Origin of the sequence: Microbacterium terricola, assembly GCF_027943945.1 — a bacterium.
GTDB classification, from domain to species: Bacteria; Actinomycetota; Actinomycetes; order Actinomycetales; family Microbacteriaceae; genus Microbacterium; species Microbacterium terricola.
Window position 1 is genome coordinate 1214412 of record NZ_AP027141.1, and the last position, 22880, is coordinate 1237291.

Sequence of the window (22880 nt, forward strand, 5' to 3'; positions counted from 1 at the left end):
GACGGATCACACCGTCGGGCCCGGAGGAGAACGTGACGATGTCCGATGTGCTGATCGACCGACCAGAGCTCGAGAGCCTGGGTCAATACGAGTTCGGCTGGCACGACGCCGACGCCGCGGGTGCCAGTGCGCGCCGAGGCCTGAGCGAGGCCGTCGTGCGCGACATCTCGGCGCTCAAGAGCGAGCCGGAATGGATGCTGAAGAACCGGCTCAAGGGCCTGGCGCTGTTCGAGCGCAAGCCCATGCCGACCTGGGGCGCCGACCTCAGCGGCATCGACTTCGACAACATCAAGTACTTCGTCCGCTCCACCGAGAAGCAGGCGCAGTCGTGGGAGGACCTCCCCGACGACATCAAGAACACGTACGAGAAGCTCGGCATCCCCGAGGCTGAGCGCGCGCGCCTGGTCGCCGGTGTGGCCGCGCAGTACGAGTCCGAGGTCGTCTACCACCAGATCCAGAAGGAGCTGGAGGACCAGGGCGTCATCTTCATGGACACCGACACGGCGCTCAAGGAGCACCCGGAGTTCTTCGAGGAGTACTTCGGCACCGTGATCCCGTCCGGCGACAACAAGTTCGCCGCGCTGAACACGGCCGTGTGGTCGGGCGGCTCGTTCGTCTACGTCCCCAAGGGCGTGCACGTCGAGATCCCGCTGCAGGCCTACTTCCGCATCAACACCGAGAACATGGGCCAGTTCGAGCGGACCCTGATCATCGCGGACGAGGACTCGTACGTGCACTACATCGAGGGCTGCACCGCGCCGATCTACAAGAGCGACTCGCTGCACTCGGCCGTCGTCGAGATCATCGTGAAGAAGAACGCCCGCGTGCGCTACACGACGATCCAGAACTGGTCGAACAACGTCTACAACCTCGTCACCAAGCGCGCCATCGCGCACGAGGGCGCGACCATGGAATGGGTCGACGGCAACATCGGCTCCAAGGTCACGATGAAGTACCCGTCGATCTTCCTCGTCGGTGAGCGCGCCAAGGGCGAGACGCTCTCTGTCGCCTTCGCGGGCCCCGGCCAGCACCAGGACGCCGGCGCGAAGATGATCCACATGGCGCCGTACACGCAGTCCTCGATCGTGTCGAAGTCGATCGCCCGCGGCGGCGGGCGCGCCGGCTACCGCGGCGAGGTGCGTGTCGACGCCAACGCCCACCACTCGGCCAACACGGTCCGCTGCGACGCGCTCCTGGTCGACACGATCTCCCGCAGCGACACCTACCCGGCGATCGACATCCGCGTCGACGACGTGCAGCTCGGCCACGAGGCGACCGTCTCGAAGGTGAGCGAGGAGCAGCTGTTCTACCTGCAGTCGCGCGGCATGCCCGAGGACGAGGCGATGGCGATGATCGTCCGCGGCTTCATCGAGCCGATCGCCCGTGAACTGCCCATGGAATACGCCCTCGAGCTGAACAAGCTCATCGAGATGGGCATGGAAGGATCGGTCGGCTAGATGACGACCACGACTGAGGCACCCCAGGTGGTGCCGGGTTCCCGAGCGCACTCCGACGGGGCCGGCGCCTTCACTCCGGTGCAGACCCGGTCCGAGCGCCCCACCTCGTTCGAACCCGGCGACTTCTCCGCGCCGAGCAACCGGGAGGTCAACTGGCGGTACACGCCGGTGGACCGGCTCGCCCCGCTGTTCGCCGACGAGGACGCCGCCGACGCGGTCGAGTACCGCATCGATGCCCCCGAGGGCTTCGTGGTCCCGTCGCAGGGTCACGACGCCGCGGTCCGCGGCGAGGTGTTCCGCCCGGAGGATCTGTCAGCCGCCATCGCGTGGAAGCGCAGCGCCGACGCCCTGCACGTGCGCATCCCCGCCGACCTCGAGCACGAGGGCCTCGTGCGGATCGATGTCGTCGGCACCGACGCGTCGCTGCGCGCCACCGCGCACGTGGTCGTCGAAGCCCTCCCGAACTCCTCGGCCACCGTGCTGCTGCACCACACCGGCTCGGCGCAGTACGCCCAGAACGTCGAGATCATCGTCCGCGACGGCGCCCGACTCAACCTCATCACCGTGCAGCGGTGGGAGGACGACGCGCTCCACACCGCGTCCCACCAGGCCCGCGTCGACCGCGACGCGACCCTCATCCACACCGTCATCAGCTTCGGCGGCGGCGTCGTGCGGGTGAACCCGTCGGTCGAGCTCGCCGGAGCCGGTTCCGAGGCGAAGCTGTACGGCCTGTCGTACTCGGACGCCGGCCAGCACCTGGAGAGCCAGGTGTTCCTCTTCCACAAGGGCCCTCACACGAAGGGCGACGTCCTCTACAAGGGCGCGCTCCAGGGTGTCGGCGCGCGCAGCGTCTGGATCGGTGACGTGCTCATCGGACCGGATGCCGTGGGCACCGACTCGTACGAGGCCAACCGCAACCTCGTGCTCACCGACGGCGCCCGCGCCGACTCGGTGCCGAACCTCGAGATCGAGACCGGCGACATCCAGGGCGCGGGCCACGCCAGCGCCACGGGTCGCTTCGACGACGAGCAGCTGTTCTACCTCCAGGCCCGTGGCATCAGCGAAGACGAGGCGCGCCGCCTCGTCGTGATCGGCTTCCTGGCCGAGATCGTCCAGAAGCTGGGCATCCCGTCGCTGGAGGCCGAGCTCGCCGAGGCGATCGAGGCCGAGCTCGCGGCCGTCGCGCCGGAGGTCGCCGAGTGAGCGCGACCCGTGTCTGCGCGCTGAGCGAGCTGGAGCAGGACACCGCGCGGCGCGTCGAGGTAGACGGCGTGCCCATGGCCGTGGTCCTCGACGGCAACGGCGAGGTGCACGCGATCGGCGACACCTGCACGCACGGCGACATCTCTCTGTCCGAGGGCTTCGTCGAGGGCGACACGCTCGAGTGCTGGGCCCACGGCTCGGCGTTCTCGCTGAGCACCGGCCGCCCCCTCAACCTTCCGGCCTACGAGCCGGTGCCCGTGTACGCGGTCACGATCGACGGGGACGACGTCCTCATCGACCCGGCCGTGCGCAAAGAAGTGAACTGAAGAAGGAAGACACATGTCTGTTCTGGAGATCCGCGACCTGCACGTGACGGTCGAGACCGAAGACGGGACCACGCCGATCCTCAACGGCGTCGACCTGACCATCCGCACCGGTGAGACCCACGCGATCATGGGCCCCAACGGCTCGGGCAAGTCGACGCTCGCGTACACGATCGCCGGCCACCCCAAGTACACGGTCACGAGCGGCTCGATCTCGCTCGACGGCGAGAACGTGCTCGAGATGACCGTGGACGAGCGCGCACGCGCCGGCCTGTTCCTCGCGATGCAGTACCCGGTCGAGATCCCCGGCGTGACCGTCACGAACTTCCTGCGCACCGCGAAGACCGCGATCGACGGCGAGGCCCCCGCGATTCGCACGTGGACCAAGGACGTCAAGAGCGCGATGAAGAACCTGCGCATGGACCCGAAGTTCGCTGCCCGCAACGTCAACGAGGGCTTCTCCGGCGGCGAGAAGAAGCGCCATGAGATCCTTCAACTCGAGCTGCTGAAGCCGGCGATCGCGGTGCTCGACGAGACCGACTCGGGCCTCGACGTCGACGCGCTGAAGATCGTCTCCGAGGGCGTGAACCGCGCCAAGGGCGAGACCGACCTCGGCGTCCTGCTGATCACGCACTACACCCGCATCCTGAAGTACATCAAGCCGGACTTCGTGCACGTGATGGTCGCCGGTCGCATCGCCGAGGAGGGCGGGCCGGAGCTCGCCGAACGCCTCGAGAACGAGGGCTACGACCGCTTCCTCGAGCCGTTCGCCGACGAGATCGCCGCTGCCGCCGACGGCAGCGGAGCGTAGGATCGCAGCATGACCGCGACCCTCACATCCGAGAAGTACGACGAGGTCACCGAGGCTCTCAAGGACGTCATGGATCCCGAGCTCGGGATCAACGTCGTCGACCTCGGCCTCATCTACGATCTGGCGTGGGACGACGAGAACGACGCTCTGGTCATCCACATGACCCTGACCTCCGCGGGCTGCCCGCTCACCGACGTGCTCGAGGAGCAAACCGCGCAGGCGCTCGACGAGGTCGTGGAGCGGTTCCGGATCAACTGGGTCTGGATGCCGCCGTGGGGACCCGAGCGCATCACCGACGACGGGCGCGACATGATGCGCGCGCTCGGCTTCGCCATCTGAGCGGATCCGACTCCTCGCAGACGGTCTTGTGCCGCCTCTGAGCCGCCCCTAGTATGCGGCCAACGATCGCGCTGACGCGATCGCGCTTCTGGGGGGGAGTGGGCCATGCGCGCACGCGCCATCGTCCTGCTGTGCGCCGTTGCGGCGCTCACGATGAGCGGCTGCTCGTCGCCGCCTGCTGAGGAGCCGGGCGTCAGCGCCACCGTCCTCGTCCACTCGGGCGAGGCCTCCCTCGACACCGCCGACGCGACACGCACCCTCGACGACGGCGACGTCGTGGTCGAAGGCGATGTCATCCGCGTGGACGGCGACGACGCCGTCGTCGAGCTGACCTGGTCGGACGGCGCCGTGACCAGGCTCGGTCCCGCCACGGTGTTCACGGTCGGCCAGCCGGACGCGCGCCTCGGCACGCGCGGAACGCAAGACGGGGGCATGAGCTGGAACCGCCTTGCTGCGTCGGACGACGCGGCCGCGACGTCCACCGCGGCCGCCGATCCCGCGGCGGGCGTGCCCTACGCCCTCGACATCGTGGGGGCCGATCGCGCGGAGGGACGCGGGCCCCTCTTCCTGGTGGACTGCACGCAGAGCCCGTGCCGGATCCTCGGGACCGGCGGCACAGCCGACATCGGATCGGAGACCACCTTCCGTCGCGGGAAGGTGGACACGGTCGTCGACTCGGGTGCACCGGCATCGTGGGGCGAGCTGATGACCGACCCCTGGGCGCAGGAGAACGCGGAACTCGATGAGGACGCCGACTTCGTGCCGGTCGTCGACCTGTTCGCGGATGCCGATCCGTCGCGAGCCGTTCTCGACGGCACGTTCGATGTGCTGCGGACCTACAAGACCTCCGACTGCAGCGGACCGGGATGTTCGGGCATTATCCGACATGCTCCGGGTGACACACGCGAGCTGGTCTACTCGTTCCATCAGGACTGCGCCGTCGAGCCGTGCTCGGCGAGCGTGGACACCCAGACCGTCGACGCATTCACGGATCAGATCTCGGATGCCACGGCTCCACTCGTCGCTGGCGCCGAGGATTACACCTGGGGAACGGACAGCGAGCTGCCGATCTGTCAATACGACGATGCGACCGGGACCCACGAGACGGGCCGGGCATCCAATGTGATCAGATGGCAGGTGACGCCATCGAAGGCGGAGGTGCGTAACGGCGTCTTCGTGGTGACGGAGCTCACGGGGGACACCCACGCGAGGTACACCGTCGTGGAGCCGACCGCCATCCCCGGCTGCGAGCAGTTCGAGAGAACCTGGAGCTCGTCGTCCGATCTCGTCCTCACGAAGAGGGAGGGATGATGCGCGCCGCGCGATGGGCGGTCGCCCTCGTGGTGGCCGCCGCGATCTGCGGCGCTGCGCCCGCCGCCCACGCGGCCGATGACGCGGACGACACCGACGTCGCCGCGCCCGGAACGGCCGTCTATGCCGTCGAGGTGACCGACATCAGCGTCGGGCCGGATGGCGATGGCGAGCCGCGCAGCACGAGCGGCGAGGTGCGGATCGCGTGCGTCGGCACCGTCTGCGCGGTCGTCGCGGCGCCAGGACCGGGCGTGCTGGCCGGCACCGCGCTCGCGTCCGGTGCTCTGTCCGGCGAGACGAGCTCCGACGGCGCGGGGAGTGCGTGCACCCAGGGGCGCGGCGAGCGCGAGATCGTGGTGTCGGCGTCCGACACGGGTTTCGAAGCGCACCTGACGCAATCGCCGCTCGACTGGGAGGAGTGCCCCGACGGCACCGATGCCTACGGACACGGCAGGGACATCACGTGGACCGGAGCCCTCGTCGCCGCGGACGCGTGCGTCTTCGACGAGCAGGGGTGCCTCGACGGTGCGGTCACCGCATCCCGTCTCTGGTCGGGGGATCCAGCCGCGCCGAGCGTGCTGAGCGGACTCGCCACCCCCGCGACAGCCGGCACGGCACCCGTGCAGCTCGGCCTCGCCGCGCTGCTCGCGATCGTCCTGGTGCTGCTGGTCGCGTTCCCGACGGCGCTGCTCAACTCGGCCGCAGAGCAGGGCTCGGGCCGCCTCGCCGGATGGTGGGCGGGCCGGAGGGCGCGCACGTCCGGCCCGGTCGAGGAGGACACCGGGCTTCCCCGACCGCGAGCCTGGCTGCACTCCTGGTGGTGGGCAGGCGCGGGCGTGCTGGCCGCGGGGATCATCTCCGCCTTCGTCGATCCGCAGTTCGGGCTGAATCCGGGCAGCGCGCGCGTGATCCTCTCGATCCTGGCGTCGTTCGCGCTCGACGTCGTGATGGGCTGGGTGGTCGTGGTCATGGTGATGCGCCGCGCGGTCCCCGGCGCGACGCACACCTTCGACTTCCAGCCGCTGACCCTGCTGATCGTCGTCCTCGCTGTGGTCTTCACGCGGATCACCGGGTTCGAGCCGGGGATCGTCTTCGGCCTCGTGGCGGGTGTCGCGTTCGGCGCGCTGGCCGGCAGGGCCCAGGAGGCCCGCGTCGCCCTGACGAGCTTGGGCTACGCGTTCGTCGTGGCCCTGGTCGCCTGGGTCCTGTACGGGATGCTGGGCGGCGGCGCGGCGTCGGGTGAGTCCTTCTGGGGCACGTTCACCGTGGAGCTGCTGTCCGCCGCGGCGATCGGTGGAATGGCGGCGCTGCCGATCGCCCTGTTCCCCGTGCGCGGGCTGCCGGGTGCAGCGGTGTTCGCGTGGAACCGCTGGGTGTGGGGTGCGTGCTACCTCCTCGGCCTCTTCGCGTTCTTCGTCGTGCTGATGCCGATGCCGTTCTCGTGGGCCGAGGTGTCGCTGAACCTCTCCGCCTGGATCGGCCTCTACGTGGTCTACCTCGTCGGAGCGCTGCTGCTGTGGCTCCTGATCGCGCGCCCATGGGATCGGACCGCCGACGAGGGGGAACGAACCGACGGGGGAGACGCGCCCGAGCGCGTGGACGCGACGGATGCGGAGGTGTCACAGTCCGACCCCGACGCGGTCGCGTCCGTGGCCGTCGATAGAGTCGAAGGGTGACCGCATCCCCTCTCCAGGCACTTCCGCTCGACGAGCTGCGGCGGCGTTCCAGCACGAAATGGCGCAAGTACGGCGATGATGTGCTGCCGCTGTTCGTGGCCGAGACCGACTTTCCGCTCGCACCTGCCATCACGGCTCGGCTCGCCGAGGCCGTCGCGCTCGGCGACACGGGCTACACCCCGCCGGACCCGGGCATCGCCGGCGCCTACGCCGGGTTCGCGCAGCGCCGCTTCGGCTGGCAGGTCGACCCCGCCAGGGTGCGCACGACGTGCGATGTGATGATGGGCGTCGTCGAGATCCTCCGCGCCGTCACCGTGCCCGGCGACCGGGTGGTGGTCACTCCGCCGGTCTATCCGCCGTTCTACTCGTGCATCGAAGAAGTCGGCGCCGTCGACGAGCGGGTGCCGCTCGTCTACACCGGAGACGGTTGGGAGCTCGATCTGCTCGGCATCGAGGCCGCACTGGCCGGCGGATCCCGCGCGGTGCTGCTGTGCAACCCGCACAACCCGACCGGCACGGTGCACTCGGCGCAGGCGCTCGCGGATCTTGCTGACATCGCCGCCGGCTTCGGGGCTGTCGTCATCAGCGACGAGATCCACGCTCCGCTGGTGCACCCCGGTGTCGCCTTCACTCCGTTCCTGGCCGCGTCTCCGGTCGCGCCGCGCGTCGGCTTCACCGTCGCGAGCGCCAGCAAGGCCTTCAACCTGGCCGGCCTGAAGTGCGCCGTCATGGTGACCGCCTCCGACGAGCACACGGCGATCGTGCGCGGACTCCCCGACGAGGTCGAGTGGCGCACCGGCCTGTTCGGCGCGCTCGCGAACGCCGCAGCCTTCGACGAGGGGAGCGACCCCTGGCTCGACAGCCTTCTCGCCGCGCTCGACGAGAACCGTCGCCTGCTGGCCGAGCTGCTCGCCGAGCACCTGCCGCAGGCGCGGTACCGGATCCCCGACGCGGGCTATCTCGCCTGGGTCGATCTCACCGCGCTCGGCTGGGGCGACAATCCGGCCGGGCGCATCCTGCGCGAGGCGAAGGTGGCGCTGCATCTCGGACCCCTGTTCGGCGAAGAGGGCAAGGGCCACGTGCGCATCAACTTCGCGTGCGCGCCGGAGGTGCTGCGCGAAGCCGTCGCGCGCATCGGCGCCCTCGCAGCCTCCTCGTGAGCGAGACAGCGACCCTGGAGGGGATCTGGTCGCCGCGGCACGTCTGGGTGACGGCCGGTGCGGTCGCGCTGATCTTCCTCGCGGCCATGCAGGCACTCGCGGTGACCACCGTGATGCCCGTCGTCAGCGACGACCTCGACGGGGCCGCGCTCTACGCGGTGGCCTTCTCCGGGACCCTCGCCACCAGCGTGATCGGGATGGTGGCCGTCGGCGCCTGGTGCGACCGGTCGGGGCCGCGGGCGCCGCTCTACGCGTCGGTCGCGCTCTTCACCCTCGGCCTGGTCCTGGCGGGCCTCGCTCCGACGATGCCCGCCCTCGTGGCGGGGCGTCTCATCCAGGGGCTCGGCACGGGAGGGCAGACCGTCGCACTGTACGTCGTCGTGGCGCGGGTGTATCCGCCCGCGCTGCACGGACGCGTCTTCGCCGCGTTCTCGGCGGCCTGGGTGGTCCCCTCGCTCATCGGACCGTTCCTCGCCGGGGCGGTCACCGAGCTGCTGCACTGGCGATGGGTGTTCCTCGGCGTCGCGGCCCTCACGGTCGTCGCCTTCGCGATGGTGGCGCTGCGCCTCCACCACACGCCGCTGCACACCGACGAGCCCTCGACGGGGAGAATCGGGGCGCGCATGGCCTGCGCCGTCGCCGTCGCGGCAGGGGCATTGGGACTCAGCCTCGCGGGCGAGGCGGGCGGAGCGGCATGGGCGGTGGTGGCAGCATCCGGTCTGGCGATCGTCCTCGCCGCACGACCGCTCCTTCCGCGGGGGACGCTCGTGGCCCGGCGCGGTCTGCCGAGCGTGGTCCTCATGCGCGGGCTCATCGCGGGCGCGCTGTTCGGCGCCGAGATCTACGTGCCCTATCTGCTCATCGACGACTACGGCTTCTCACCCACCTGGGCGGGCCTCGGTCTCACCGCTGCCGCACTGGCGTGGGCCGCCGCCGCCGACGTGCAGGGGCGCTTCGGCGACCGCATCGGCAACGCCCGGATCAGCGTCACCGGAGTCACCCTCCTCGCCCTCGCGACCGTGTCCGTCGGCGCGACCGCGTGGTGGCAGCTGCCCCCGGCCGTCGCCATCGCCGGATGGGCGCTGGCCGGCGCGGGCATGGGGCTGATGTACCCGCGGCTGACGGTGCTGACGCTGGCGTATTCGACCCCGCAGAACCAGGGCTTCAACTCGGCGGCGCTGTCGATCTTCGATGCCATCGGGGCGGCGGCGACCATCGCCCTGATGGGGCTCGTATTCACGGCGCTGCACGGCAGCGGGCTCGCCTTCCCCGCGGTGTTCGCCGTGGCTCTGGTGCTCGCCCTGCTCGCCCTCGTACCGGGGCTTCGTCTCGGCCACGGTCACGAAAAGGCGACGCCCAGGAGCGCGGCCTATACTTGAGGGCTGGCCGCTCGGCCGTCTCTCCACCACCTCCACCGAATGGACGTCCGCTGTGCTCGCCGTGCACGACCTTGAAATCCGCGTGGGCGCCCGCGTCCTGATGTCGGATGTGTCGTTCCGCGTCTCCCCGGGCGACAAGGTCGGCCTCGTCGGCCGCAACGGTGCCGGCAAGACGACGCTGACGAAGGTGCTCGCGGGCGACCTCCAGCCGGCGGACGGTCGGGTCGACACCTCGGGTGAGCTCGGCTATCTCCCGCAGGACCCCCGCTCGGGCGACCCGTCGATGCTGGCGCGCACCCGTATCCTCGACGCCCGCGGACTCGGGACGCTCGCGATCGAGATGCAGGAAGCGGCGCTCGCGATGGGCGACGACGACGAGAAGATCGCCACGAAGGCCATGAAGCGCTACGCGCACCTGACCGAGCGGTTCGAGGCGCTGGGGGGCTACACCGCCGAGGCCGAAGCGGCGACGATCTCGCACAATCTCTCGCTGCCCGACCGGCTGCTCGACCAGCCGCTCAGCACGCTCTCCGGTGGTCAGCGCCGACGCATCGAGCTCGCCCGCATCCTGTTCTCCGACGCGGATTCGATGATCCTCGACGAGCCCACCAACCACCTCGACGCCGACAGCGTCGTGTGGCTGCGAGAGTTCCTCAAGAACTACAAGGGCGGGCTGATCGTGATCAGCCACGATGTCGAGCTGGTGGGCGAGACCGTCAACCGCGTGTTCTACCTCGACGCGAACCGTCAGGTCATCGACGTCTACAACATGAACTGGAAGAACTACCTGCGCCAGCGGGTGGCCGACGAGGAGCGCCGCAAGAAGGAGCGCGTCAACGTCGAGAAGAAGGCGACGCAGCTGCAGATGCAGGCCGCCCGATTCGGTGCCAAGGCGTCGAAGGCGGCTGCCGCCCATCAGATGGTCGCCCGCGCCGAGAAGATGCTCTCGGGACTCGACGACGTGCGTCAGGACGAGCGCGTCGCGAAGCTCCGCTTCCCGAAGCCGTCACCGTGCGGCAAGACCCCGCTGATGGCGACGGGACTGTCGAAGTCGTACGGCTCGCTCGAGATCTTCACCGATGTCGACCTCGCGATCGATCGTGGCTCCAAGGTCGTGATCCTCGGATTCAACGGCGCCGGGAAGACGACCCTCCTGCGCATCCTCGCGGGTGTCGACAAGCCGGACACCGGCCAGCTCGAACCGGGGCACGGACTGAAGGTCGGCTACTACGCGCAGGAGCACGAGAACCTCGACGTGAACCGCTCGGTGCTCGAGAACATGCTCTCGGCAGCTCCCGACCTCAACGCGACCGAGGCGCGCAAGGTGCTCGGCTCGTTCCTGTTCACCGGCGACGACGTGCTCAAGCCCGCAGGGGTGCTCTCGGGTGGCGAGAAGACCCGCCTGTCGCTCGCGACACTGGTCGTCTCGTCGGCGAACATGCTGCTGCTGGACGAGCCGACGAACAACCTCGACCCGGCCTCGCGTGAGGAGATCCTCGGCGCGCTCGCGCACTACGAGGGAGCGGTCGTCCTGGTCTCGCACGACGAGGGCGCCGTCATGGCGCTCAATCCCGAGCGCGTGCTCATCCTGCCCGATGGCGTCGAGGACATCTGGAACCGCGAGTACCAGGACCTGATCACGCTCGCATAGCGAGCGGGATCAGCGGCCGGCTGCGTCGAGCAGGGCGTCCTCTTCATCGGCGTCGCGGTCCTTGCGCCGCACCGTGGTCCGTGTGCGCTCCTCGGCATCCTCCCGCCGGTGACGGCGCTCGGTGCGGATCACATACCCGATGAAGATGAACCCCATGATGGCGAACAGGATCCACTGGATCGCGTACGACAGGTGCGGGCCGGGGTCCACGGAGGGATCCTCGACGGGGTTGGGCCGCGTGGCCGGCGCCGGATCCTCCGAGGCCATCAGCCCGTAGGCGCTCTCCTCCAGCAGCGCGGCGTCGGCCGCCGGAAGAGTGTCGGCGATCAGCGCGAGGTTGATGGTCGGCACCTGCCCCTCGGGCGCCGAGCGTCCGGATGCGGGGAGCGCCTCGCCCGGCATCAGCCGCGCGATCACCGTCACCTCGCCGGCGGGCGCGGCGGGGATCTCGTCGGGCTCGGGCTGCTCGTTGCCCGGCGGCAGCCAGCCGCGGTCGATCACGATGACACGACCGTCGGTCAGGCGCAGCGGCACCAGGACCTCGAACGCGGCGGTTCCGCCGTGCGCGCGGTTGCGCACCAGCAGCTGCTGCTCGCTCAGGTAGGTGCCGGTCAGCGTCACCGGCTGCCACTGGTCGGTCGGCTCGAGGCTTCCGCCCGCGGGGATGACCTCGGCGAGGGGGACCGGAGCGGCGTCGTAGTTCGCCTCGACCAGCGCGAGCTGCTCGGCACGGGTCGCGTTGCGGGTGAACTGCCAGTTGGACAGGAACGCGCAGGCGATCGCGAACACGATCGCGACGGCGACGTACGCCGTCCAGCGGACGGCCGCCGGCGCGCTCTGCCTGCTCACGAGCGATCTCCCGCGGACTCGAGCGCGGTCACCCGCACGGGGAACTCTCGCGCGGCGAGGAACTCGCGCAGGTAGTCGCGGTGCGCGTCACAGGCCACCCAGGTCTTCTCTCTGTCTGCTGCGTGGATGCGGGGATTGCGCCAGTCGATGCGCCAGCGCGCCGCATCCCGGCATCCCGCGCGTGAGCACTCCGCGGTCATGCCTTGGCGTCCGGGTCGGGGGAGTGCGATTCCTCGATGCGGATGACGTGCGTGTCCGTCGCGGGGGACTCGGGCTGCGGAGGCGGTGCGCTCGGTGCGGCCGGCAGCGCCAGCTCGGGGCTCTCCGCCTCGCCGCCGACGTCGGATCCGACGTTCGCGAGCACCACGGCGATGTAGGGGAGGAAGATCGCGGCCGCGCCCAGCACCCACGTGTACCAGCCGTACGGGGTGATCAGCACCATCGCGACGAAGCAGGCCACCCGGATGCCCATCATGACCAGATACCGCCGGGAGCGCGCCCCCGCGTCGTCACGGGGCGCACGCGGCAGCGACGTGGCGGACTGCGGAGAGGGGGTGTGCTTCACGGTGCTTCCAGGGTACGCCGCCGCGCACGCCCTGGATCGCGTCAGGCCTGCGAGTAGTCGCCGCTCGTCACGGCCAGAGGGATGATGATCGCGAAGAACAGCAGGATCCCGAGGATCCAGAGCCCGAGCGTGACCCAGCCGATGATCGTGCCGGCCAGACCGAGGCCGCGACCGCCCTCACCAGTCGACCCGATCTGCGCGAGAGACATGTGGCCGGTGATGATCCCGACGATCTGGCCGACGATCGGGAGGAGGAAGACGCCGGCGAGCGAGGCGATGAGCGAGATGATCGCGAGCGTGTTCGTGCGCGGCTGGGTGGGATATCCGCCGTACGGCGCGGCAGGATAGCCGGGCTGCGGGTACCCGGGCTGGGCGTAGGCCGGGTTCTGCGGCTGACCGTAGGCGGGTGCCGGTGCCTGGCCGTACGGGGCCTGCGGCTGGCCGTACGGCGCTGGTGGCTGCGGCTGACCGTACGGCGGCGCGGCCGGCGGCTCGTAGGCCGGGGGCGCCGGGTTCGCGGGTGGGTCTACGGGATTCTGGTCGCTCACGGTCGCGCCTCTCATCAGGTCTTCGTCCAGCGTCCCAGCGGTGACGGGAGGTGTCAAACCTGCGCCGCTAGGCTGGGATCCCCGCCAGTTCAGGAGTGCATCATGTCCACGGATCGCGTCGTCGTCGTCACCGGAGGAAACCGCGGCATCGGCCGCGCCATCGCGGAGCGCTTCGTCGCCGCCGGCTACCGGGTGGCCGTGACGGCTCGCTCGGGCGAGGGCCCTGACGGCACGCTGACGGTGCGCGCGGATGTCACCGACGCCGCTGCCGTCGACGCCGCCTTCACCGAGGTGGAGCAGAAGCTCGGACCGATCGAGATCGTCGTGGCCAACGCCGGCGTCACGAAGGACACGCTGCTGCTGCGGATGTCCGAGGACGACTTCGACAGCGTCGTGTCGACCAACCTGGGCGGGGCGTTCCGGGTCGTGAAGCGGGCCTCGAAGGGGATGCTGCGGGCCCGCTGGGGCCGCGTCATCCTCATCTCGAGTGTGGTCGGGCTGTACGGCTCGGCCGGTCAGATCAACTACGCGTCGTCGAAGAGCGGCCTGGTCGGCTTCGCGCGGTCGCTGACCCGCGAGCTGGGTGCCCGCGGCATCACGGCGAACGTCGTCGCCCCCGGCTTCATCGAGACCGACATGACGGCGGCGCTCCCCGAAGACACCCAGGCCGAGTATCGGCGCAGCATCCCGGCCGGGCGCTTCGCGACCCCCGACGAGGTGGCCGGTGTGGTGACGTGGCTCGCCTCGGACGACGCCGCCTATATCTCCGGCGCCGTCATCCCGGTCGACGGCGGCCTCGGGATGGGGCACTGACCGACGCCCGCAGCGTCTGTCAGGACGTCACCTGAGGGCGTCGACGATCACGCCGGCCAGATGCTGCGGCTGCGAGAACTGCGGCCAGTGACCCGAGCCGAGGCGCACGACCTCGGCGTCGCGGATCGCGGCGAACTCGTCGCCCCACGGGCCCCAGTCCTTCACCGCCGCGCGGAACGCGTCTTCATCCATCGAGCCGGAGAGCACGGTGACCGGCACGCCGAACCTGCCGTCGCCGTCGAGGGGCAGCGGGTCGGTCGGCACGCGCGCGGGCACAGACGCGGTCCGAGCCGCCCACTCCGCGCGGGTCTCCTCGTCGAGGTCGGCGACCTCCTCGGTGTCGAAGAAGTCCCAGCCGGGGAAGGGCACGACCCCGTCGACGATCTCGAACTCGGAGATGCCGCGACCCGGCGGCGGCGGGACGGTGTCGACGAAGACGACGCGCGCGACCCGCTGGGGGCGCTGCGCGGCCGCGGCCCACACCACGTTGCCGCCCCCGCTGTGACCGACCAGAGCCACCGGGCCGTCGAGCGCATCGATCTCGGCGACGACGGCGTCGACCCAGTCGACGATGCCGATCTCGGCGCTGTCGGCACCTGACGACCCCGTGCCGGGCATCGTCAGCGCGTGCGGCGTATGGCTGGCCGCCTCGAGCGCGGGGGTGATGTCGCGCCACGACGACGCGTCGAGCCAGAGTCCGGGAATGAGGAGAACGTCCATGTCGGCGACGGTACTCCGCGCGTCCGACATCGGCATCGGCTAGGGCAGGAGGGGGATGACCTCGCGGAGATCGACGGTGCCGATCACGAGATCCGCCTGTGCCCGCACCGCTGGCTTGGCGTTGAATGCGAGGCCGAGCGCGGCAGCATCCATCATCAGCAGATCGTTCGCGCCGTCGCCGATCGCGATCGTCTGCGACATCGGGACACCCCGCTCTGCGGCCCATTCGATCAGGGCAGCGGCCTTCCCCGCCGCGTCGACGATGGTGCCGTCGACGCGGCCGGCGAGCGCGCCGTCCTCCGTGAGGAGACGGTTCGCCCGCCACACGTCGACGCCCAGGTCGGGGGCGACCGTGTCGAGGATCTCGTGGAAGCCGCCGGAGACGACGCCGACCGCTCCGCCGCGCTCGTGCACGGCGGCGATCAGCTCGCGGACGCCGGGGGTGGGCTCCACGCGCGCGAGCACGCGCGCGAACGCCGCCAGCGGCACGCCGCGCAGCGCCTCGACCCGGCTGCGCAGGCTGGTGGCGAAGTCGACCTCGCCGCGCATGGCGGCCTCGGTCGCGGCTGCCACCTCGGCTCCTCGCCCCGCCTCGTCGGCGATCAGCTCGATGACCTCGTTGCGGATCAGGGTGGAGTCGGCGTCAAGCACGACCAGGAAACGGGCGGTGGGGACGGGCACCCTCCCACGCTAGCGGCGGATCAGGCCTCGACGATCACGTTCTTGCCGACGACCGTGATGCCGGAGTCGGTCACCGTGTAGCCGCGGGCGAGGTCGCGCTCCCGGTCGACGCCGACGGTGGCACCCGGTGCGAGCCGGACGTTCTTATCGAGGATCGCGCGGTGGATGCGGGCGCCCGTGCCGACGTTGACGTCGTCGAACAGCACCGAGTCGGTGATCGTGGAGCCTCCGCCCGCGAGCGTCCACGGCCCCACGACGCTGCGCTCCAGATGGGTTCCGGACAACACGGAGCCGAGGGACACGATCGAGTCGATCGCGTTGCCCATCCGGCCGACGCCGTCGCGGACGAACTTCGCCGGCGGCGAGTTCACCGTCTGGGAGTGGATCGGCCAGTCCATGTTGTACAGGTTGAAGATCGGCAGCGTCGAGATCAGATCCATGTGGGCGTCGAAGAACGAGTCGATCGTGCCGACGTCGCGCCAGTACGCGCGGTCGCGGTCGGTCGAGCCGGGCACGTCGTTTCGCTTCATGTCGTACACGCCTGCTTCGCCGCGATTCACGAAGTACGGGATGATGTCGCCGCCCATGTCGTGGTTCGACGTGGGCAGCTCACCGTCGAACTCGACCGCCTCGATCAGTGCGTCGGTGTCGAAGATGTAGTTGCCCATCGACGCGAGCACCTCGTGCGGCGCGTCGGCGAGGCCCGTGGCGTCCTGCGGCTTCTCGAGGAAGTCGCGGATCTTCGCGGAGTCGGTGGGGTCGACGTCGATGACGCCGAACTGGTTGGCCATCGCCAGCGGCTGGCGGATGCCGGCGATCGTCGCGCGCGCACCGGAGTCGATGTGCGCGGCGAGCATCTGCTGGAAGTCCATCCGATACACGTGATCGGCGCCGATGACCACGACGATGTCGGGCTTCTCGTCGTTGATGAGGTTGAGGCTCTGCAGGATCGCATCGGCCGAGCCGGAGAACCACCGCTTGCCGAGCCGCTGCTGCGCGGGCACCGAGGTGACGTACGAGTCCAGCAGCGCGGACATCCGCCAGGTCTGCGAGATATGCCGGTCGAGGCTGTGCGACTTGTACTGGGTCAGCACGACGATCTGACGCAGACCGGAGTTGATGAGGTTCGAGATGGCGAAGTCGATCAGCCGGTACTGCCCCCCGAACGGCACCGCCGGCTTCGCGCGATCCGCGGTGAGGGGCATGAGGCGCTTGCCCTCTCCACCGGCGAGGATGATTCCGAAGACCTTGGGTGCGGCTGGCATGCGACCACACTATGCCGCCCTGCGGCGGTGTACTAGCGTTTCGAAACATGCGCGTGGACATCATCTCGAAGGAATACCCGCCGGAGATCTACGGGGGAGCGGGGGTCCATGCGACCGAGCTGGTGCGCGCCCTCCGGGCCGATGGCATCGAGGTCCAGGTGCGCGCCTTCGGGGCGGAACGCGATGAGGTCGACACGACCTCGTACGACGTCCCGGTCGAGCTCGCCTCGGCCAACCCGGCGATCCAGACCCTGGGCGTCGACCTGCGCATCGTGGCGGACGTGGACGGCGCCGACGTCGTCCACTCGCACACGTGGTACGCCAACTTCGCCGGGCATCTCGCCTCGCTGCTGCACGGCATCCCGCACATCGTGACGGCGCACAGCCTCGAACCGCTGCGCCCGTGGAAGGCCGAGCAGCTCGGTGGCGGCTATGCCGTCTCGAGCGAGATCGAGAAGACCGCCTACGAGGCCGCGGCCGCCGTGATCGCCGTGAGCAACGGCATGCGCGAGGACATCCTGCGCAGCTACCCGGATCTCGACGCCGACAAGGTGCGCGTCATCTACAACGGCATCGACACGCAGGCGTGGCGCCCGGTGGACGACGCCGCACTGCTGGCCGAGCTCGGAATCGATCCTGGCCGACCGTCCGTCGTGTTCGTCGGACGGATCACACGGCAGAAGGGGCTGCCGTACTTCCTGCGCGCTGCCGAACGGCTGCCCGAGGGCGTGCAGCTCGTGCTCTGCGCCGGCGCTCCCGACACACCGGAGATCCTCGCCGAGGTCGAGGGTCTCGTGCGCGGCCTGCAGCAGACCCGCGAGGGCGTGATCTGGATCGACCGCTTCCTCCAGCGCGACCAGCTCTGCGCGATCCTGTCCGCCGCGACCACCTTCGTCTGCCCCTCCGTGTACGAGCCGCTGGGCATCGTGAACCTCGAGGCGATGGCGTGCGGCGCCGCCGTCGTCGGTACGGCCACCGGGGGCATCCCCGAGGTCGTCGTCGACGGGGTGACCGGCCGGCTGGTGCCGATCGAGCAGGTGCAGGACGGCACCGGCACTCCCACCGATCCGGAGCGCTTCGTCGCCGATCTCGCGCGCGTGCTCACGGAAGTCGTGTCAGACCCCGAGCAGGCCGCGTCGTACGGAGCAGCGGGCCGGGAACGGGCTGCCGCGGAGTTCAGCTGGGCGCGGATCGCCGAGCAGACGACGGCGCTTTACCGCGAGGTGACCGCCGCCGGCCGATAGGCTGAGGGCATGCCGCAGGTGCTCGAATTCTCCGACGTCGTCGTCCGCCGAAACGCCAGAGACATCGTCGACCGCCTGACCTGGTCGGTCGCGGACGACCAGCGCTGGGTCATCCTCGGGCCGAACGGCGCAGGCAAGACCACGATCCTGCAGCTCGCCGACACGCTGATGCACCCGACTTCGGGCACCGTCGTCATCCTCGAGGAGCAGCTGGGCCGCACGGACGTGTTCGAGCTGCGGCCCCGCATCGGGTTCGCATCATCGGCGATGGCCAAGCGGGTGCCCCCGGAGGAGACCGTGCTCGACGTCGTCCTGACGGCGGCGTTCTCGGTGCTCGGCCGCTGGCGCGAGGACTACGAGGACCTCGATGAGCGCCGCGCGCTGCGGGTGCTCGCCGAGTGGAAGCTCGACCACCTCGCCGACCGCACCTTCGGGACGCTGTCGGATGGCGAGCAGAAGCGCGTCCAGATCGCCCGCGCGATCATGACCGACCCCGAGCTGCTGCTGCTGGACGAGCCGACCGCGAGCCTCGACCTCGGATCGCGTGAGGAGCTGCTGACGCTGCTGAGCGGTTACGCGAAGGCGCCGACCACTCCGGCGATGGTCATGGTCACCCATCACGTCGAGGAGATCCCGGTGGGATTCACGCACGTGCTGCTGCTGCGCGACGGGGCTGCGGTCGCCGCGGGGCCGATCGGGGAGACCCTCACCGCCGAGGCTCTCAGCGAGACGTTCGGCATGCCGATCATCCTCACCGAGGCGGATGGCAGGTACGCGGCTCGCGCCGGTTCCTGAGCTCCGCCGAAGGATGATAGAATCGATCCTTGGTGCGCATCGCACCGCAGACTTTCTCTCGTCCACCGCACTCCCGCAAGGATTCCGCATGAAGACTGACCTCCACCCCGACTACAAGGCCGTCGCCTTCCGCGACCTCGGCTCCGGCGAGATCTTCGTGACTCGCTCGACCGTGTCCAGCGACAAGACCGTCGAGGTCGACGGCGTCGAGTACCCCGTCATCGACGTGGAGATCTCGTCGGCTTCGCACCCGTTCTACACGGGCAAGCAGCGCATCATGGACTCGGCCGGTCGCGTCGAGAAGTTCAACCAGCGCTTCAAGAACTTCGGCGGCTCCAAGTAAGCAGCCCCGACAAGAAGCCCCGCCTCGGCGGGGCTTCTTGCGTACCCGGGCGGCTCAGCGGATCGGCCAGCTGCCGTCGAGGGTCTCGTCGGCCTCGAGCCGCCCGATCTGGATGAAGTAGTCCGTGAGGCTGGCCGCCTGCGCGCGCGCCCAAGCGATCTGGCTGGTGTGCAGCTCGTCGAGCGAGGGCGGCAGCTGCGGCGCGAAGCGCGTGGCGAGGGCTTGGGCGACGCGCCCGGCAGCCACGGCATCGGCGGATGCCTCGTGTGCGGCATCGAGTGTCACCGCGTAGTGCGCGGCGACCATCTCGAGCGTGCGCTTGCCCCGCCGGTAGCGGTCGAAGGCCTTGTCGACGACCAGCGGGTCGATCACCGGCGACGGTGACAGGATGGGCGCCACGCCGTGGCGGATCGCCTCGTACTTGAGCAGTGAGAAGTCGTACGGCGCGTTGTATGCGACCACCGGGATGCCGGCGTCGAACAGCTCGCGTAGCGCCGCGACCACCTCGGCGACGACCTCAGTCGCCTGGCGCCCCTCCGCGCGAGCGCGCGCGGTGGTCACCCCGTGGATGGCGGCCGCCCCGTCGGGGATCGGCACGCCGGGGTCGGCGAGCCAGTCACGCGCCCGCAGCACGAGGCCGCGTGCGTCGAGCACTCCCACGTGCGCCGTGACGATGCGGTCGGCCCTCACATCGACCCCTGTGGTCTCGAGATCGAACACCCCCACCACGTGCAGCGCTTCCATGCCGCCCACGGTATGCACCGCCACCGACATCGGCTCTCAGGCGCGCCGCGCCGCCCCTCGTAGACTGGACCGGTGACCGCCCCGAACCCGTATGCCCCTCTGCTCGCGCAGGTGCCCGTGGAGCGCCGCGAGGTCGAGGTGCTCGGCGCGACGACCGCGTACTGGGTGTACGGCCCGGCTGACGCGGCGACCACGATCGTGGCCGTGCACGGGTTCCGCGGCGAGCATCACGGGCTGGACCCGGTCGTCGCACACCTGCCGGACATCAGGGTCATCTCGCCCGACCTGCCCGGTTTCGGCGAGACCCCGCCGCTCCCTGGCCGCACCCACGACATCGACGCCTACGCCGAATGGCTGACGCTGTTCGCTCGGTCTGTCGCGCCGGGCGCCGTCATCCTGGGCCACTCGTTCGGTTCGATCGTGGTCTCCGCGGCCGTTGCGGGAGGCCTCGAGACCCCCCAGGTGATCCTGATCAACCCGATCGGAGCGCCCGCGCTGGAGGGCCCGCGCGGCATCCTCACCCGCCTCGCCGTCTTCTACTACTGGGCCGGGGCGAAGCTCCCTCGGCGCCTCGGCGACGCGCTGCTGCGCAGCCGCATCATCGTGCGCGTGATGAGCGTGTCCATGGTGAAGACCCGCGACCCGGAGCTGCGACGGTTCGCCCACGACCAGCACGACACGTACTTCTCCCGCTTCGCGGACCGCGACGTGCTGCACGAGGCCTTCGTGACGTCGGTGTCGAACGACGTGCGCGCCTACGCGCCGCGCATCGCGCAGCCCACGATGCTGATCGCCGCCCAGCGCGACGACATCACCCCGATCGAGGCGCAGCGACACCTGGCGACGCTCTTCGCCGACGCCGAGCTGGTGGAGATCCCCGGTGTCGGCCACCTGGTGCATTACGAGACGCCGGCGCACGCGGCGGCGGCGATCACCCGCTTTCTCGCGCCTTCCGCTCGCGGTACGCGTTGACGTTCATCCGGTTGCCGCAGTTGCCGGTGTCGCAGTAGCGCTTCGAGCCGTTGCGGGAATAGTCGACGTAGACGGAGTCGCAGTCGTCCGCGGCGCAGATCCGCACCCGGCCGTACTCGTCGGAGCGGATGACGTCGACGAACGCCATCGCCGCCTCCACGAGGATGCGGGTCGCCAGCGGCGCCTCGTCGGACGTCGCATGGATATGCCAGTCGTACTCGTCGTGGATGACGAGCTGGGGGAGCGCGCGCCCGTCGCGCAGCATCTCGTTGACCAGGTCGACGGCGGCCACCCGGTCGACCGTCCACAGCTCGCGCAGGCGCGGACGGATGCTGCGGACCGCTTCGAGCTCCGCGCGGTCGCGCCGGATGCGCCCCGTGTACGGGTTGGCCCGCAGATACGCGTCGAAGTCGTCGAGGGTCTGCAGAGTATCGGCGTCGTCCACGCCGGGGAGGGTGTTGACCAGGTCGACGGTCGCCGCGAGCGCACGCTGGGTGTCACGGATGAACACCATGTTGACTCCTGACACAATCGACCGTTAGTGTCACTAGTGTAAACACATTTGACTCCTGACTGTGGGATGCCGCCATGTCTGCCCAGACCGCCCCGATCGCCGTCGTCCTGCCGCGGGATCCTGTACTGACGGCGACGCGTGCACATGGCCGCACGTCCGGACTGGTGATGGCCGTCGTCTCGGCGCTCGCATTCTCGTCGTCCGGGCCGTTCATCAAGCCCCTGCTCGAAGCGGGCTGGTCGCTCGGCGCGGCCCTGCTGGTGCGCATGGGGGTCGCCGGGCTCATCCTCTCGCCGGCTCTGGTCCGCGCCATCCTGCGCGAGCGGTCGTTCCTGCGTCGGCACTGGCCTCTGATCGTCGGCTTCGGGCTGACGGCGGTCGCAGGCTGTCAGATCTTCTTCTTCTCAGCGATGCAGCGCATGCCCGTCGCGGTCGCCCTGCTCATCCAGTACCTCGCTCCCGTGCTGCTGGTGGGCTATACCTGGCTGCGGACGCGTCGTGCGCCGTCCCGCCTCGTCGCGCTGGGATCGGTGGTCGCGATCGTCGGCCTGGTGCTGGTCGTCGACATCGCCGGCGCCCGCTTCGATCTGCTGGGCACGGTCTTCGCGCTGTGCGCGGCCGTGTGCGTGATGGCGTACTTCCTCATCTCGGAGCGAGCGGGCGACGATCTGCCGCCGCTCGCCCTCGCCGCCGGCGGTCTGCTGACCGGCGCGGCCCTGATCGCCGTGCTCGCGGTGGTGGGCGTGTTCCCGATCGCGGCTCCTGCGGTGACGGTCACCCTGGCCGGGGTCGACGTGCCGTGGTTCGTCCCGCTGGTGTGGGTCGCGGCGATCGGCACGACCCTCGGCTACGCCTTCGGGGTGGCGGCGGTGCCCCGCATCGGATCGCGCGTCGCCTCGTTCATTGGGCTCTCGGAGGTGCTCTTCGCCCTGGGATTCGCGTGGATCTTCCTCGGCGAGGCGCCGGGGCCGGTCCAGCTGGTCGGCGGGGTGCTCATCCTCGCCGGCGTGGTGCTGGTGCGCCTCGACTCCGACTACGAGTCGGCGCGGGCGAGCTCGAGCAGCGGCACGACCCGATAGCCGATCACCTCGCCCATCGCGAGCGAGGTCTCGGTGCGCTCCACGCCCTCGATCGCGAGGATGCGGGCGTCGGTGTCGAACAGGTGCTGCGTGTCACGGCACGCGACCCGGACCAGCAGATCGACCTGACCGCTGAGGCCGTGGGCCTGGATGACCTCGGGGATCCGCTCCAGTGCCGCGCTGATCCGCGGCAGATCGGCCTGACGCACCATCACGTTGATGAACGCCTCGATCGGGAAGCCGAGGGCGCCCGACGAGATCGCCCGCTCGTACGAAAGGAAGACCCCCGACTTGTCGAGGCGCGCCATGCGGGCCTGGACGGTGTTGCGGGACATGCCGAGCTTCTCGGCGAGGGCGACGACGGTGGCGCGCGGATCATCCGCGAGGGCGGCGAGCAGCTCCAGGTCGACGTGATCGAGGGAAGTCATAGTGCGAAAC

26 protein-coding genes are annotated in these 22880 nt (G+C 70.0%); 16 read left to right on the top strand and 10 right to left on the bottom strand.

The features are described from left to right. Positions 1-38 precede the first annotated feature (38 nt). The 10 genes from sufB (at position 39) to Microterr_RS05705 (ending at position 11310) form a co-directional block, all read left to right on the top strand. On the top strand, positions 39-1457 hold the full coding sequence (gene sufB / locus Microterr_RS05660; protein WP_263798822.1) for a Fe-S cluster assembly protein SufB: 1419 nt from the start codon (positions 39-41) through the stop codon (positions 1455-1457). Then, the gene (sufD, locus tag Microterr_RS05665; protein WP_263795656.1) at positions 1458-2660 is read left to right on the top strand and encodes a Fe-S cluster assembly protein SufD; all 1203 of its coding nucleotides are present in this window, start codon (positions 1458-1460) and stop codon (positions 2658-2660) included. Next, positions 2657-2986 (top strand): non-heme iron oxygenase ferredoxin subunit, encoded by a 330-nt coding sequence (locus Microterr_RS05670; protein ID WP_263795655.1) that lies wholly within the window; start codon positions 2657-2659, stop codon positions 2984-2986. The genes sufD and Microterr_RS05670 overlap by 4 nt, the downstream gene beginning before the upstream one ends. A 13-nt stretch (positions 2987-2999) precedes the next feature. Continuing rightward, positions 3000-3794 carry a Fe-S cluster assembly ATPase SufC gene (sufC, locus tag Microterr_RS05675; RefSeq protein ID WP_263795654.1) on the top strand — a complete coding sequence of 265 codons (795 nt, stop codon included), beginning with the start codon at positions 3000-3002 and terminating at the stop codon, positions 3792-3794. A gap of 9 nt (positions 3795-3803) precedes the next feature. Further along, positions 3804-4133: a metal-sulfur cluster assembly factor gene (locus tag Microterr_RS05680; protein ID WP_263795653.1), complete on the top strand. Its 330-nt coding sequence runs from the start codon at positions 3804-3806 to the stop codon at positions 4131-4133. A 105-nt stretch (positions 4134-4238) separates the two neighbouring features. Then, a complete protein-coding gene (locus Microterr_RS05685) occupies positions 4239-5444 on the top strand; it encodes a FecR family protein (protein WP_263795652.1) in 1206 nt (401 codons plus the stop codon). Then, positions 5444-7120: a hypothetical protein gene (locus Microterr_RS05690; RefSeq protein ID WP_263795651.1), complete on the top strand. Its 1677-nt coding sequence runs from the start codon at positions 5444-5446 to the stop codon at positions 7118-7120. Before Microterr_RS05685 ends, Microterr_RS05690 begins: the two co-directional genes overlap by 1 nt. Beyond that, positions 7117-8280, top strand: coding sequence for a MalY/PatB family protein (locus Microterr_RS05695; RefSeq protein ID WP_263795650.1), 1164 nt, complete (start codon positions 7117-7119; stop codon positions 8278-8280). Before Microterr_RS05690 ends, Microterr_RS05695 begins: the two co-directional genes overlap by 4 nt. After that, positions 8277-9659 (top strand): MFS transporter, encoded by a 1383-nt coding sequence (locus tag Microterr_RS05700; protein WP_263795649.1) that lies wholly within the window; start codon positions 8277-8279, stop codon positions 9657-9659. Before Microterr_RS05695 ends, Microterr_RS05700 begins: the two co-directional genes overlap by 4 nt. Before the next feature lie 52 nt (positions 9660-9711). Further along, a complete protein-coding gene (locus Microterr_RS05705) occupies positions 9712-11310 on the top strand; it encodes an ABC-F family ATP-binding cassette domain-containing protein (protein ID WP_263795647.1) in 1599 nt (532 codons plus the stop codon). Between the two features lie 9 nt (positions 11311-11319). On the opposite strand, the gene Microterr_RS05710 is transcribed toward Microterr_RS05705, so the two are convergent. The 4 genes from Microterr_RS05710 to Microterr_RS05725 are packed head-to-tail and all read right to left on the bottom strand — an operon-like array spanning position 11320 to position 13272. After that, on the bottom strand, positions 11320-12159 hold the full coding sequence (locus Microterr_RS05710) for an SURF1 family cytochrome oxidase biogenesis protein (RefSeq protein ID WP_263795646.1): 840 nt from the start codon (positions 12157-12159) through the stop codon (positions 11320-11322). Continuing rightward, entirely contained in the window at positions 12156-12359 is a 204-nt protein-coding gene (locus tag Microterr_RS05715) for a hypothetical protein (protein WP_263795645.1), read from the bottom strand. The genes Microterr_RS05710 and Microterr_RS05715 overlap by 4 nt, the downstream gene beginning before the upstream one ends. Further along, entirely contained in the window at positions 12356-12724 is a 369-nt protein-coding gene (locus tag Microterr_RS05720; RefSeq protein ID WP_263795644.1) for a DUF3099 domain-containing protein, read from the bottom strand. Before Microterr_RS05720 ends, Microterr_RS05715 begins: the two co-directional genes overlap by 4 nt. Before the next feature lie 41 nt (positions 12725-12765). Next, on the bottom strand, positions 12766-13272 hold the full coding sequence (locus tag Microterr_RS05725; RefSeq protein ID WP_263795643.1) for a DUF4190 domain-containing protein: 507 nt from the start codon (positions 13270-13272) through the stop codon (positions 12766-12768). 102 nt (positions 13273-13374) lie between these two features. Between Microterr_RS05725 and fabG the strand changes: the two genes are divergently transcribed. Next, on the top strand, positions 13375-14085 hold the full coding sequence (fabG, locus tag Microterr_RS05730) for a 3-oxoacyl-ACP reductase FabG (RefSeq protein ID WP_263795642.1): 711 nt from the start codon (positions 13375-13377) through the stop codon (positions 14083-14085). Between the two features lie 27 nt (positions 14086-14112). Here fabG and Microterr_RS05735 read toward each other — a convergent pair whose 3' ends face one another. From Microterr_RS05735 to glgC, 3 genes are read right to left on the bottom strand one after another with little or no spacing between them, the layout of a single operon-like run. Further along, a complete protein-coding gene (locus Microterr_RS05735; protein WP_263795641.1) occupies positions 14113-14805 on the bottom strand; it encodes an alpha/beta fold hydrolase in 693 nt (230 codons plus the stop codon). 39 nt (positions 14806-14844) lie between these two features. Continuing rightward, positions 14845-15486, bottom strand: coding sequence for a phosphoserine phosphatase SerB (gene serB / locus Microterr_RS05740; RefSeq protein WP_263795640.1), 642 nt, complete (start codon positions 15484-15486; stop codon positions 14845-14847). A 20-nt stretch (positions 15487-15506) separates the two neighbouring features. Next, positions 15507-16751 (bottom strand): glucose-1-phosphate adenylyltransferase, encoded by a 1245-nt coding sequence (gene glgC / locus Microterr_RS05745; RefSeq protein WP_263795639.1) that lies wholly within the window; start codon positions 16749-16751, stop codon positions 15507-15509. 47 nt (positions 16752-16798) lie between these two features. On the opposite strand from glgC, the gene glgA reads away from it, so the two are divergent. The 3 genes from glgA (at position 16799) to Microterr_RS05760 (ending at position 19133) form a co-directional block, all read left to right on the top strand. Further along, a complete protein-coding gene (gene glgA / locus Microterr_RS05750) occupies positions 16799-17995 on the top strand; it encodes a glycogen synthase (RefSeq protein ID WP_263795638.1) in 1197 nt (398 codons plus the stop codon). A gap of 9 nt (positions 17996-18004) precedes the next feature. Continuing rightward, positions 18005-18790, top strand: a complete 786-nt coding sequence (locus tag Microterr_RS05755) for an ABC transporter ATP-binding protein (protein ID WP_263795637.1) — start codon at positions 18005-18007, stop codon at positions 18788-18790. Positions 18791-18878: 88 nt separating this feature from the next. Then, complete coding sequence (locus Microterr_RS05760; protein WP_263795636.1) at positions 18879-19133, top strand: type B 50S ribosomal protein L31; 255 nt, start codon at positions 18879-18881, stop codon at positions 19131-19133. Between the two features lie 54 nt (positions 19134-19187). Here the strand turns inward: Microterr_RS05760 and Microterr_RS05765 are convergent, their stop codons facing one another. Further along, entirely contained in the window at positions 19188-19877 is a 690-nt protein-coding gene (locus tag Microterr_RS05765; protein ID WP_404810159.1) for an exonuclease domain-containing protein, read from the bottom strand. Between the two features lie 72 nt (positions 19878-19949). Between Microterr_RS05765 and Microterr_RS05770 the strand changes: the two genes are divergently transcribed. Then, a complete protein-coding gene (locus Microterr_RS05770; protein WP_263795634.1) occupies positions 19950-20849 on the top strand; it encodes an alpha/beta fold hydrolase in 900 nt (299 codons plus the stop codon). Here the strand turns inward: Microterr_RS05770 and Microterr_RS05775 are convergent. Beyond that, entirely contained in the window at positions 20809-21363 is a 555-nt protein-coding gene (locus Microterr_RS05775; protein WP_263795632.1) for a CGNR zinc finger domain-containing protein, read from the bottom strand. The two genes, Microterr_RS05770 and Microterr_RS05775, sit on opposite strands and share 41 nt — an antisense overlap. 74 nt (positions 21364-21437) lie before the next feature. Here Microterr_RS05775 and Microterr_RS05780 point away from each other — a divergent pair, with 74 nt between their 5' ends. Further along, a complete protein-coding gene (locus tag Microterr_RS05780) occupies positions 21438-22442 on the top strand; it encodes an EamA family transporter (RefSeq protein WP_263795630.1) in 1005 nt (334 codons plus the stop codon). Here Microterr_RS05780 and Microterr_RS05785 read toward each other — a convergent pair. Beyond that, positions 22397-22870, bottom strand: coding sequence for an Lrp/AsnC family transcriptional regulator (locus Microterr_RS05785; protein WP_263795629.1), 474 nt, complete (start codon positions 22868-22870; stop codon positions 22397-22399). The genes Microterr_RS05780 and Microterr_RS05785 overlap by 46 nt on opposite strands. Between the last annotated feature and the right edge of the window lie 10 nt (positions 22871-22880).